This is a genomic window from Mycolicibacter hiberniae (genome assembly GCF_010729485.1).
GTDB classification, from domain to species: Bacteria; Actinomycetota; Actinomycetes; order Mycobacteriales; family Mycobacteriaceae; genus Mycobacterium; species Mycobacterium hiberniae.
The window spans coordinates 2523524-2536320 of the sequence record NZ_AP022609.1 but is presented as its reverse complement, the minus strand read 5'-3'; the positions used below and the strand labels follow the sequence as shown (position 1 = coordinate 2536320).

Sequence of the window (12797 nt, the reverse complement as noted above, 5' to 3'; positions counted from 1 at the left end):
CCTGCCCGGTCAGTGGAACACCGCCCCGTTCATCACCTCGCGCGGTGCTAGAACGAAAGCAGCTCTTGCAGGCGATGAACAGCGAGGATGGCCGGAATGACACCGTCAGGGCACAACTGCTCCGAAGAGGTCCGTGAGATCGAGGCGCAGGCCGCGCCGACACGGTATGCGCGAGGCTGGCATTGCCTCGGACTGACCCGTGATCTGGGCGATGGAAAACCGCACTCGATCAATGCCTTCGGCGGCAAGTTGGTGGTCTTCCGCGGCGAGGACGGCAAGATCAATGTCCTGGACGCCTACTGCCGGCACATGGGTGGCGATCTGTCCGACGGTGAGGTCAAGGGCAACGAGATCGCCTGTCCGTTCCACGACTGGCGCTGGGGCGGCGATGGCCGCTGCAAAAAGATTCCCTACAGCCGAAGGGTTCCCAAGCTGGCACGTACGGCGACTTGGCCGACCATGGAGCAGGACGGCATGCTGTTCGCCTGGAACGACCCGGAGAAGACGGCGCCGCCGCCCGATGTGACGATTCCGCGCATCGAAGGTGTCGGGGGCGAACAGTGGACCGATTGGCATTGGTACAGCACGGTCGTCAACACGAATTGTCGCGAGATCATTGACAACATCGTCGACATGGCGCACTTCTTCTACATTCACGGTGGTCTTCCGACCGCCTTCAAGAACGTGTTCGAGGGGCACATCGCCACCCAGTACTACAAGAGTGAGGCGCGACCGGATCTCGGCTCTGGTGAGGGAGCCGCGATTCTCGGAACGACATCGGTGGCGTCCTACTACGGCCCCTCGTTCATGATCGACGACCTCACCTACCATTACGAGCACGGCGATCAACGCACCGTGTTGCTCAACTGCCACTACCCGATTGACGCGAATTCGTTTGTCCTGCAATACGGCATCACCGTGGAGAAATCGGAGGGCCTGCCTGAGGATGCTGCGATGCAGATGGCCATCGCGCTCGGCGACTTCGTGAAGATGGGCTTCGAGCAGGACGTGGCCATCTGGCGACGCAAAGCCCGGATCGACAATCCGCTGCTGTGCGAGGAGGACGGACCCGTCTACCAGGTGCGCCGGTGGTACGAGCAGTTCTATGTCGACGTCGACGACGTCACCGATGACATGGTTGATCGATTCGAGTTCGAGATCGACACCACCCGTCCCCGTGCGGCCTGGATGAGCGAAGTGCAGGACAACATCGCCGCCAATCGGCTGCCTCGGCTGGTAGGTCTGACGACCTCAGACCATGCGTTCTGACAACCGGTTGAGCGATGCGCCGATGACTCCGGTGATCTGCGGATCGTGCGGTGCCCGGGTGTTGGCTCGCAAGAGCAGCTGGGAACAGACCAGTGTGCAATGGAGCCGCGACTCGATGGGCCGTTGCCTTGAGCGCCCGCGCCGAGGGGAGCACCGTGCATCGATCGCGACGGACGGCGCGCTCCAACGGTCCGGGGCCCTCCTGGTGTGCCCGATGTTGCGCGCTTCGATAGAGCACGCCGCGCGCACCGGTTCACTGCCCGTTCTCGACGAGTTCTGAAGGCTCGAGCGACGGGGCGCCACGGAAGGAAGATCCGTGGCGCCCCATCGCATTCCGTGAGACGTCAGCCGAGCTGGAAGGCGCTCAACGGCGCTTCTTGCGGATACACCGCGGGGCCGCCCAGGTCGTAGCCCGCGTTCAGTGCGCCGATGAACGCGGCGTCGTGCAGCGGCTCGCTCGGGATGTCGAGTTTGTAACCCCTTTTGCTCAAGTCATCGACCATCATGTCGATGGCTTTGTCGATCGTCAGATCGTCGGAGTGATCCATGTTCTTCTTGAGCTCGTCGTAGTCCTGGTAGATCTCAGATGACCAGTGCACCAGGAATCGGAGTTCGTCGGTGTGATGGCGTGCGATGACGTCGTCGCCGTTCTTGAGCACCCAGTGGTCGCGGGACTCCGAGTCGCCGGCGAACACCGTGTCGAATGCCAGTCCGGCGGGCACCTGTTGGTCGAGCGGACCGTTTGCCTCGCCCCGGTGTACGAGCATCTCGTTCTGCACCACCACGCCCCGGTTGTAGACCGGCGGACGAATGCGCTCGGGTGCACGCAGCGGACCGTTGGGCCAGTAGGTGAACCCGCTGCCTTCGTCCAAGGAGAACCACGTGATGACCTGTGCCATCTTGATCATGTAGTCGGCGAACAGGCCGGACTTGCCCATGACGCTGACCAGCCAGGTCGGGGCGTTTTCGTAGCGCACACCGCGAAAACTCGGCGAATCGAGATGCCCCGGGTCACGATTGGCGCACGGGCCGTTGATGTTGAACAACATCATCTGCGGCTTGGCGTACTCGGCGTTCCAGTACGACTTGGCCATGTCCAAGAACCCGGCGTTGTAGAAGCTGTCGTGTAGCTCGGGGTAGAGCACTGTGCCGTGATTGGCCAGAAAGCCGCGAAAGGTGGGCGTCAGGAACAGATCTAAGGTCGGAGTGAAGCCCTCCGGAAACTTGCCGCTCATGGTGGCGATGAGTTCTTCGGGGGAAGCGAAGTGCTGCGCGATGATCAACTTCCACGGCCCGTCCCTGCGGACCACGTCCAGGAGGCGATCGCGCTGGTCGTCGGTGTAGACATCGGCAATCTCGCGGGGCGGCGAAGCGGGGCGCAGGATGTCGGAAAGCTCCATTCGCCGCTCTTCGGTGAGCATCACAGGGACTCCTTTTCTGTAGTTCCGGCGCTGAACCACACGCCCGTTGCTGGTCTCGATTGTGTGCTGCGCCACCGCTATCCCGAACCCCTGGTGTCCAATCATCGGGACGACAGTCGGCCGCGGGCCGTGCAGCGCACCCGCCTAGAACGGCATGGGGTGTGCGAACTTGGCGCGCAACAGCGCGCCTATCTCTGCCATCGCCAACCGCCCTCGTGCGGTCGCCTCCGGCCGCATCAGAAAGCCGTGGTAGATCCCCGGATAGCGGGTGATCGTGGTCTGTACCCCCGCATCGCGCAGGCGGCCGGCATAGCGCTCACCCCAGTCGGTGATCGGGTCGAGCTCCGCGGTGACGACGATGGCCTGGGGCAGGCCGCGCAGGTCGGTGGCGTAGGCCGGGACGCGGCGGACGTCGTGCGGGGATCCCGCTCCGAGGTCGGCGAGTTCGTGTAGGTAGACGATGTCGTCGTGGGTCAGCATCGGGGCATCCGCAAGGCGAAGAACCGAGTTTGCGGCCATGTCGCGGTCCACCCCCGGGTACATCAGCAGCTGGGCGAAGATCGGGGGGCCGCCGTGGTCCCGGACCGCCACGGCGACCGCCGCGGCCACACCGCCGCCGGCGCTGTCGCCGGAGACGACAAGTCTGCGTGGCTCGAGCTGCAGATCGGCCGCATGGGCAGCGGTCCACTCGATCGCTGCCATCGCGTCTTCGAACTGTGCAGGCGGGGGATTCTCCGGTGCCAGTCGGTAGTCGACGGCGACCACCACCGCACCGCTCGCGGCTGCCATCGCCCGGGCCATCGGCTCGAATGACCGATTGGAGCCCATGACCAGTCCGCCGCCATGGAGGTGAACGATCACCGGCGAGCGCTGCTCGCCGGAGTGCGGACGGTAGATCCGCAGCGCAATCGCGCCGCCCGGCCCGGCGGCCTCGGCGTCGATGATGTCGGCCATCTCCGCCATATCGGGCGGCAATGGCGCGGATTCCAGGGCTGCGCGCACCACGTCGAGGCCGCGTTCTCGAATCGGCGTCGACGCGCCGAATGACGCAACCCTGGCGGCGGCGTCGGGGTCTAACGCGGGGATGTGCGGCCCGTTCACGGCTGGGCTCCTAGTGTTTGGCGGGATCGAAACGGCGTTTGTCCCGCAACGACGGCGGTACCAGGGTGCGCAGCGCTTCGGCCCGCTCGGCCATCGCCGATCGCACATACTCGGGCTGCGTCAACACATAGAACGCGCCTTGAGCGGACTGCTCGAAAATCACTTCGGCGGCTTCGAGAGGATCCATCGCCCCCGCTTTGATCGCCAACATCGCGTCGCGTTGTGAGTCGGCGGCATCGACGTCCGCGCCGTCGAGGTCGGCGTCGGCGCCGCCCGCCGCCTCGAAGATGTTGGACTTCACCGCACCGGGCAGCACCGCCTGGACATGGATGTGGTCGTCATGACCGGCCAACTGGACCTCCAGGCGCAGACACTCGGTCAGAGCCAGGACTGCGTGTTTGCTGACGATGTAGGGGGTCTGCAGGGGAACGGCTGCCACGCCCCCGATCGACGACAGGTTCCAGATCCATGCCGGTTCGCCGGCGGCGATCATCTTGGGCAGAAAAGCTCGGACGCCGTGGAATACACCGCTGACGTTGATGTCCATCACGCGGTTCCAGTTGGCTACCGGCGTATCCCACAGATACCCGAACTGCTCCACGCCGGCATTGTTGACCAGCAGCCGTACCGGTCCGACCTCGCGCTGGGTGCGCTCCGCCAGGGCGGCCACCGCCTCGGGGTCGCGGACGTCGCAGACCACGTCGACTGCCGCACCGCCGTCGGCGACGATTTCGTCGCGCATCGCCGCAATGGCAGCGCCGTCGACATCGGCCAGGACCACCGACATCCCCAGGCGGTGAGCGTGACGGGCCAGGCCGGCGCCGATACCGGCGCCGGCCCCGGTGATGACGGCGACACCACCGCCGAAGATCTCGGCTGGGCTTGTCTCAGTGGTACGCACCGGTCAGCTGTTCGCCGACGTATCCGCGGCTCCTTGCAGCCCGGCGCCGGCAAGGGGTTCGGAGTTGGTCACGTCGAGGATGACCGACATCTTGGTGAACTCGAGCTCACCGGAGCCGCTGCCCGTGCGGCGCACCTCGATCTCGGCGACACCGCTGGACACGGCGAACGGCACGAAGTTCGTCACCTGATTGACGAAGATGTAGAACCGGGCTGAAGTGATGTCGCCGTCCGTGCCGGTGATGTGCAGGTTGGTGGTGTGATGCCGCAGCGGGTACGGGCTGGCCTGACGGTGCTCGGTCAGCCAGGGAACGATCTCCGCTGCGGTGCTCAGCTCCGCGGCGAGCGATTCTTCGAACGGGCAGGACCCGGAGTCGCTGCGGCTGAGGTAGACGGCATCGCTGGCGAACGCTGCACCCATCTGCGCGTAGTCGGCCTGATCGTAGTGGTACCAGAACCGGCCGATAAAGCTTTGCAGCTCGGCCAGCGAGATAGCAGCGTCAGTACTCACGAAAGTCGTCTCCCGGTGTCGATCGTGCGGAACCCGAAGGTGGTCTCTTGGGAGTCAACCGGGAATCCGGGGCCGATGGCACGGAGGTAACCGATCAGTGGAACATCGGGTCAGTCGGCTATCAGGCTCCACAGACCGGACGCCCCGGCGACCAGTGCGGCACGCGTGACCTCCTCGTCCCAGTGCCGGACGGATCCGTACTCCGAACGCCAGGCCAGTGCGGCACGGGTGTACTCGTGCAGTCGATGTTCGACGGTGGAACCGATGGCGCCGAAGATCTGATGTCCGTTTCGGACTGCGACTGAGGTGGCGTGTCCCGCGCAGGAGCGCGCCACGGCGACGAGGAATCCCAAGCTGGATGCCGACCAGTCGCTGGCGACAGCCGCTGCCAGGGCAGCTTCGGTGGCCGCGCGCGCGAGTGCTGCTTCGGCGGCTATATCGGAGATCAGATGCTGGATCGCCTGGAACTTCGACAGCGGCCGGCCGAATTGATTTCGTGCCGCTGCGAATTCGACGGACAACTCGAGGATGCTGTCCAATGCGGCGCAGACCTGGATCGCTCGCACCAACGCACATTTGCGCCGCAGCTGCGTGACCAGTTCCGCGGAGACCGCCCTCCCGCTCAGCGCAGCGATATCGGCGGTGACGGTGTCGCGGGGCTCTCCGATAAGGTTGGCGCCCGGCGTGATTCGCAGGTCCGTGCGATCCACGTCAGCCATCAGGTAGTCCGCTCCGTCCGGCCAGACGACCACGATCCGGTCAGCCGTCGAGGCCCACGGCACCGCCGTTGCGGTGCCGGCCACGTCGAGGATGCAGACGGTGCGTGCGACCTCGTCGACCGGTGCGCCGACGGCTTCGAGCAGCCAGCAGGCCAACACGTCATGTTCGGCCAACGGAGCTCGTACGCCGTGGCGGACCGCCGCGCTGATCAGCTCGGCCGCTTCGTGCCAGCCTGCACCGCTTCCGCCGGACCGTTCCGAACCCGACAGTCGGACCAGTCCCAATTGATCCAGGCGCGACCATAATTCGATGTCGCGAGTGATCGGTGCGCTGCGAGGCCGGGTTGCTCGGTGTTCCGCCAGCACGGCATCGATCATCTTGACCAGCTCGAGGTCGACGGTGGCGTCCGTGGCTTGAGTGTTGGTCATCGCAGTCCCAATCCGCGCGCGATCACGCCGCGCAGTACCTCGTTCGTGCCGCCACGCAGCGTGAAGCCGGGGCGTTGATCCACCGCGGACCCGAGCAGCTCGCGGTACCGGGATCCGATGGTCGAGTCGTCGCCGGCGTACAGGTCGGCGAAATCGGCGATGTCGCCTTCGGTAGTCGTGCCGAGCACCTTGACCACAGCGGCCGCGACGTCGGCGGGCTCACGCCGTTCCAGGGCACCGGCCACAGCGGTGGACATCCGGTGCAGCCCCGCGACCCTGGCCACCAGACGACCCAGATCGGCATCGCGGCCGATCGCCTGGCCGGCCATACTCTCCGCGGAAGCGGCCAGCAGCGGGAAGGTGGAGAGCAGTCGCTCGGGCCCGCTTCGCTCGAAGGCGAGTTCGGACGTGACCTGGTGCCACCCATCGCCGATAGCACCGAACACCATGGTGTCGGGTACGAATGCGTCATCGAGGATGACTTCGTTGAAGTGGTGGCCGCCGTTCATCGAGATGATGGGCCGTACTTCGACGCCGGGGTCGGTGAACCGCACGATGAACTGGCTGAGTCCGGCGTGCCGGTGAGCGGGATCGACCGGCGCGGTGCGAGCGAGCACGATGAACGCGTGGGCACGGTGTGCTCCCGACGTCCAGACCTTTGTGCCGGCCAAGCTCCAACCGCCGTCGGTCGCAACCGCACGGGTCCGCACGCTGGCGAGATCCGAACCGGAGTCCGGCTCGCTCATGCCGATACCGAAGAAGCACTCACCGGCCGTGATCTTCGGCAGGAACTCGCGCTTCTGTGCTTCGGTGCCGTACCTCAGCAGTGCGGGGACGATCTGGCGATCGGCGATCCAGTGCGCCGCCACCGGCGCGCCGGCCGCCAGCAGCTCCTCGGTGACGACGAATCGCTCCAGGAAGGAACGCCCATGTCCGCCATATTCTTTCGGCACAGTCATGCCCAACCAGCCCCGGGCGGCCAGCGCCAAGGTGAAGTCTTCGTCCCAACCGCACAGCCAGGCATCCACCGACGGGGTGAAACTGCCCGCGCAGAGCTGTTCGGCGACAAATGCCCGGACTTCGGCTCGCAGTGCAGCGGTGTCCGCCGACTCCGCGGTCGCCGCGGGGACCAGGCGGGACAGGGCCATCAGACGCTCCGCCACTGCGCGATGCGCCGCTCATGCTCGGCGTCGCGGTGCGCCAGGGGCTGCATCGCTGCGGCCATGGCCAGCGTGGACTCCAGCAGACCGGTTCGTGATTCCTGCAGCAGCCGCTTGGCCATCCGCAGGGCATGCGGGGGATTCTTGACGATCCGCTCCGCGAGCTCCATCGCTGCGCTCATGAGATCTTCATGGGCAACCACTCGGCTGACCAGCCCCCAAGCGTGCGCGGTGGTCGCATCGATGCGGTCGCCGGTCAGGGTCATCTCGGCGGCCCGCTCGTAGCCGATAGCCCGTTGCAGAAACCAGGTGCCGCCGTCGCCGGGGACAAGCCCGATCTGTACGAAACTCTCGGCGAAGGAGGCACGTTCGGAGGCAATCCTGATATCGCACATCGTGGCCAGATCACAGCCGGCGCCGACCGCCGCGCCGTTGACCGCCGCGATGATCGGAACCTCGAGACGCGCCAGCGCTCGCGGTAGGCGCTGTATGCCGTCGACGTAGGCATAACGCTGCTCGATCGCTTCCAACCCGAACATGCCCTCACGGTTGGCCATGTCTTTGACGTTGCCGCCGGCTGAGAAGATCTTTCCTGCACCGGTGAGGATCACCGCCCGCACGCCGGTGTCGGAATTGGCGGCATCGACTGCGCCCTCGAAAGCGGTGATGAAGTCCTGGTCGGTGATGGCATTGCCCAGGTGCGGCAGGTTGATGGTCCACACCTGCACGGCGCCTTCGGACGCGATGGCCAGCGGACCGGTAGTTGTGCTCATGATGGGAATACCTCGATTCTGGCGGCGGAGCGGGATCGTCGCCGTGTGGGCAGTGCCGATCAGGGCAGCTGCAATGACTTGATCTGCAGGTACTCTTCGAATCCGATACGTCCCAGCTCCCGTCCGATCCCGGATTTCTTGTAGCCGCCGAAGGGTGCCGCGGGGTTGTATTTGCCGCCGTTGACATCGATCTGACCGGACTCTACCTGGCGGGCAAAGGCGATCGCGGTGTCGTCGTCGGCCGCCCAGACAGCACCGGACAGGCCGTAGGGCGTGCCGTTGGCGATGCTCAGCGCCTCGTCGGTGTCGCGGAACGGAATGACAGCCAGCACCGGCCCGAACACCTCCTCCTGGCCCAGTTCGGAGTCCGGGTGGACGTCGGCGAAGACGGTGGGGGCGATGTAGTAGCCCACATCGGGCAGCTTGTGGCCGCCCCCGGTCAGGAGGCGGGCGCCATCCTGCGGCGCCCGCTCGATGAAGCCGAGCACCGATTGATACTGGGCTTCCGACGCCGATGGACCGAGCCGGGTGCCCGGATCCCACGGGTCCCCGACGGAGTACTTCGAAACCGCAGCCTCCACCAGCTCCAAGGCTTCACTGTATCGGGACAGCGGCACCAGCATCCGGGTCCAGGCCATGCAGGTCTGGCCACCGTTGAGGAAGGCATTTCCGACGCCGACCTTGACCGCGGTGGCTAAGTCGGCGCCGTCGAGAATCACATTGGCCGATTTGCCGCCGAGCTCCAGCGCCACCTTCTTGATGGACTTGCCGGCCAGTTCCCCGACTCGGCTTCCCACCGCGGTGGATCCGGTGAACGAGACGAAGTCCACATCGGGATGGCTCGACATCCGCTCGCCGATGATCCGGCCGGGTCCCGACACCAGGTTCACCACCCCCGGAGGCAGACCCGCATCCGCGATCGCGTCGACGAACTCGAATACCGACAGGGGAGCCTCGTTGCTGGGTTTGAGCACGACAGTGCAACCGGCTGCGATGGCGGGCAGGACTTTGGCGACCACTTGATACAGCGGGTAGTTCCACGGGGTGATCGCCGCGACCACACCGTAGGGTTCCCGCACCACCAGTGAATTGCCGATCCTCTCCTCGAACTCGAACGTGGCCAGGGCCTCGGCGAATCCGCGAGCGACGGCAAGGGGCACCTGCGTCTGTACGCCCTGTGCGATGCGGATCGGGGCGCCCATTTCGCGCGTGATCGTTTCGGCGATGTCGGGCAGCCGCCGTTCCATTGCGGTGATCACCGCATCGAGACGCTCGCGCCGTTCGGTGACGCTGATCAGCGGATCGAACGCGGCGCGTGCCGCGGTGACCGCGGCGTCGACGTCGGCTTCGGTACCGCTGGGGACATGGCCGCACACCTTCTCCGTCGCCGGGTCGATCACCTCGACGGTGCCCGTGCCCTGGGGGTCCACCCATTGCCCGTCGATGAAGAGTTTGGTGCGCGTGTAGTCGTGGTCGTTGCTCATGGTTGCTCTCCGCTCATCTGCGTTTCTACGGGACGATGCTGGCGCGGACATCGCGTTTGCCTTCGGCGGCGGCGAAGGCTTCGTTGATGTCGTCGAGCGAATAGCAGGCGGCGGCGAGCCGTTCGAAGGGCAGCCTGTGCTGATGCTCCGCCAGGAAGTCCAGGGCCCGGGAAAGCACGGCCGGATCGTAGAGCGAGACCCCGACCATGGTCTTGTTGGCGAAGACGAAACGAGACGGATCGAACTGGAAAGACTTGCCGATGTTGATGTTGCCGATCTCGACATAACGGCCGAACTGGCCGAGCAGCTTGAGGCCCTCGTCGATCGCCGAGGGATGACCGACCACTTCGACCACGACGTCGGCGCCCTGCCCGTCGGTCAGCTTGCGGACGAGCTTGGCGCGTTCCTTCTCAGTGGTGACTTCGGTGATGTCGATGACGAAGTCCGCGCCGAACGCCGTGGCCAGTTCGAGTCGCTCCGGGATGCCGTCGATGGCGATCACCTTGGCGGCGCCGCGGGCCTTGGCCACTGCGACGGCATACAGGCCGAGCGCGCCCGCGCCCTGGATGACCACGTACTCGCCCAGTTGCTGATCAACCCGTTCCAGCCCGTACATCACCTGCGACAGAGCGCAGTTGGCGCCGGCCGCGATCTCGTCGGAGACGGAGTCCGGGACGGTGTAGACCACCGCGCCGGCCGGTAGCAGAAAGTAGTCGCCATAGCCGCCGACGAAGTACGGCGGTTCGTCGGCGCGGCCCAGCATCGCCATCTTCAGGTTCAGGCAGGCGTTGCGGCGCCCGGCCAGACAGTTGCGGCAGGTGTGGCAGCAGAAGAAGTACGGGAAGACCACTCGCGTGCCGACACTGAGCTGCCTGCCGTTGGAATCAGCGGTGACGCCCTCGCCGAGTTCGGCCACCGATCCGACCATTTCGTGGCCGAGAACCGTGGGAAGCTGCCCGCCCAGGCCGCGGGTGGCGAAAGTTCCGTGCCAGGCGTGCACGTCGGAACCGCAGATGTTGGCCCGGGTCACTTTGATCAGGATCTGGCCTGGGCCGACTTCGGGCAACGGGACCGTGTCGATCTCGAACGGCTTTCCGGGCTCGTCGAACCGGGCGATGCGACCCGTGTGTTGGCGTGGACTCACAGCTGAGTTCCTTTCATGCGAAATCAGATTCGATGTCAGGCGCCCGCTGCGGTGGTGCCGTCGTCGCGGCCGGAAGCCGGGAGGTGCCGCCCTCGCGGCAGACTATTCGGTTCGAGCAAGCAGTGGATCTCGCCTTCCCGCCCAGTGGTCATCGCGTGGTCGGCCCGGCTCAGGCTGCTCATGCCCGATGAACTCAGCGCGGATTGGCCGCAAGAGCAAGCGAATCAATCAGCTGGGCGCGGGCTGGGTCAGGGTGAACCGCTCGCGTAACACGCGTTTGAGCAGCTTCCCACTCGGATTCTTGGGCAACGAGTCGACGAAGAACAGCTGCTTGGGTGTTTTGAATCCGGCCAGATGCGCACGGCAATGGCCGAGGAGTTCGTCTTCGGTGATCACGATTCCGTCGCGGACCACCACGGCGGCGACCACCGCTTCCACCCAACGCGGGTGAGGCAGCCCGAATACGGCAACTTCCTGAACGCCGGGATGACGGTAGATGACCTCTTCGACTTCGCGGCTGGCGACATTCTCTCCGCCGGTCTTGATCATGTCCTTCTTGCGGTCCACGACATGCAGCAGACCGTGCGCGTCGTAGTAGCCGAGATCGCCGGAGTGGAACCAGCCGCCGCGGAACGCATCCGCCGTCTTCTCGTCGTCATCGAGGTAGCCGAGCATCAGATGCGGGCTTCGATGGACGATCTCGCCGACGACGCCGGGCCCGACGGGGATGTTGTCCTCGTCGACGATCGCCGTTTCCACATTGATCGCCGGCCTGCCCGCAGAGCCGGCGTGGGTGTCCTGCTCCTCGGGTCCCAGAGCAGATGCCAACGGGGCCATCTCGGTCTGGCCGTAGAAGTTCCACAACCGCAGCTCGGGCAGCCGCTCGCGCATCTCGGCAAGGATTTCCGCAGGCATCGCCGACGCGCCGTAGTACCCCTTACGCAGACTGGACAGGTCCACCTGTTGGAGAAGCGGGGATCGCAGCAGCGAGATCCACACCGTTGGCGGCGCAAAATAGCTGGTAGCTCTGTATGTTTCGATCGACCGGAGCACCAGATCGGGTTCCGGTCGCGGCAGAATGACGCTGGTGGCACCGAGGTAGACAGCGGGGATCAAGAAGTTGTCCAGTTGCGCGCAGTGATACAGCGGCAGTGAGTGCACCACGATGTCGGTACCCGTCATCGACCCGGCGATGATCGAACTGATGTAGTTGCCCATCAGACTTCGGGTGGAATGCATCGCGCCTTTGGGGTGCGACTCCGTACCGCTGGTGTACATCAGCCGAATGAGCTGATCGTCGGCGACGTGCGGTCGGGGCGCGGTGGCCGTGGTCTGCAACCATCGGCTGAAGTCATCCCAGCCCGATGGCAGGATTTGTCCGGGGAGGGCAAACGCGGCCGTAGTTCGAACGTGGCCGCCGCGCCGCATCGCGGTGGCGGCGGTGGGCGCCAGGCCGGCTTCGGCGATCAGACCGACCGCGCGGCTGTGCTCGAGGATGAACGAGATCTCCTCGGCGGTCAGCATGAAGTTGATCGGTATCAACACCACACCAGCCCGCGCGGTGGCGAACGCCAGCACCGCATACTGCCAGCAGTTGTGCGCCAGCACCGCGACGCGGTCACCGCAGCGCAACCCGTTGTCCTGCAACGCCGCCGTGGTGCGATCGACCAGGCGCTCGAACTCGGCGAAAGTCAGGCAGACATCGCCGTCGATCACCGCGATCTTGTCCGGCTGTTTGCGCGCCGAGCGGCGCGGGATGTCACCGAGTGCGTGACTGCGTGCCGCGGCGAGCATGTCATCCAGCTCGTTCATGACCTGGACTGTAGGGCCGGCGGGCGGGCTCCCGCCAAGCCACGTCCCGCTGAGTAGACAGGACGCGGGCGGAC

At 65.5% G+C, this 12797-nt stretch carries 12 protein-coding genes; 2 read left to right on the top strand and 10 right to left on the bottom strand.

Annotation, left to right across the window (positions count from 1 at the left end):
- Positions 1 to 96 precede the first annotated feature (96 nt).
- A complete protein-coding gene (locus tag G6N14_RS11950) occupies positions 97 to 1269 on the top strand; it encodes a 3-ketosteroid-9-alpha-monooxygenase, oxygenase component (RefSeq protein ID WP_085134363.1) in 1173 nt (390 codons plus the stop codon).
- Positions 1259 to 1549, top strand: coding sequence for a hypothetical protein (locus tag G6N14_RS11945; protein WP_085134244.1), 291 nt, complete (start codon positions 1259 to 1261; stop codon positions 1547 to 1549). Before G6N14_RS11950 ends, G6N14_RS11945 begins: the two co-directional genes overlap by 11 nt.
- Before the next feature lie 64 nt (positions 1550 to 1613).
- Here the strand turns inward: G6N14_RS11945 and G6N14_RS11940 are convergent, their stop codons facing one another.
- The 10 genes from G6N14_RS11940 to G6N14_RS11895 form a co-directional block, all read right to left on the bottom strand.
- Positions 1614 to 2690, bottom strand: coding sequence for a hypothetical protein (locus tag G6N14_RS11940; protein WP_085134243.1), 1077 nt, complete (start codon positions 2688 to 2690; stop codon positions 1614 to 1616).
- A gap of 144 nt (positions 2691 to 2834) precedes the next feature.
- A complete protein-coding gene (locus G6N14_RS11935) occupies positions 2835 to 3791 on the bottom strand; it encodes an alpha/beta hydrolase (RefSeq protein WP_163787150.1) in 957 nt (318 codons plus the stop codon).
- 10 nt (positions 3792 to 3801) lie between these two features.
- On the bottom strand, positions 3802 to 4692 hold the full coding sequence (locus tag G6N14_RS11930; RefSeq protein WP_085134241.1) for an SDR family NAD(P)-dependent oxidoreductase: 891 nt from the start codon (positions 4690 to 4692) through the stop codon (positions 3802 to 3804).
- A gap of 3 nt (positions 4693 to 4695) precedes the next feature.
- On the bottom strand, positions 4696 to 5202 hold the full coding sequence (locus tag G6N14_RS11925) for a nuclear transport factor 2 family protein (protein WP_085134240.1): 507 nt from the start codon (positions 5200 to 5202) through the stop codon (positions 4696 to 4698).
- Positions 5203 to 5312: 110 nt separating this feature from the next.
- Complete coding sequence (locus G6N14_RS11920) at positions 5313 to 6350, bottom strand: acyl-CoA dehydrogenase family protein (protein WP_109559692.1); 1038 nt, start codon at positions 6348 to 6350, stop codon at positions 5313 to 5315.
- Positions 6347 to 7498, bottom strand: a complete 1152-nt coding sequence (locus G6N14_RS11915) for an acyl-CoA dehydrogenase family protein (protein WP_085134361.1) — start codon at positions 7496 to 7498, stop codon at positions 6347 to 6349. Before G6N14_RS11915 ends, G6N14_RS11920 begins: the two co-directional genes overlap by 4 nt.
- The gene (locus tag G6N14_RS11910) at positions 7498 to 8283 is read right to left on the bottom strand and encodes a crotonase/enoyl-CoA hydratase family protein (RefSeq protein WP_085134239.1); all 786 of its coding nucleotides are present in this window, start codon (positions 8281 to 8283) and stop codon (positions 7498 to 7500) included. Before G6N14_RS11910 ends, G6N14_RS11915 begins: the two co-directional genes overlap by 1 nt.
- A 59-nt stretch (positions 8284 to 8342) precedes the next feature.
- Positions 8343 to 9767, bottom strand: a complete 1425-nt coding sequence (locus tag G6N14_RS11905; protein ID WP_085134238.1) for an aldehyde dehydrogenase family protein — start codon at positions 9765 to 9767, stop codon at positions 8343 to 8345.
- A gap of 25 nt (positions 9768 to 9792) precedes the next feature.
- Positions 9793 to 10911, bottom strand: coding sequence for a zinc-binding dehydrogenase (locus G6N14_RS11900; protein ID WP_085134237.1), 1119 nt, complete (start codon positions 10909 to 10911; stop codon positions 9793 to 9795).
- A gap of 228 nt (positions 10912 to 11139) precedes the next feature.
- Positions 11140 to 12723, bottom strand: a complete 1584-nt coding sequence (locus G6N14_RS11895; RefSeq protein ID WP_085134236.1) for an acyl-CoA synthetase — start codon at positions 12721 to 12723, stop codon at positions 11140 to 11142.
- Between the last annotated feature and the right edge of the window lie 74 nt (positions 12724 to 12797).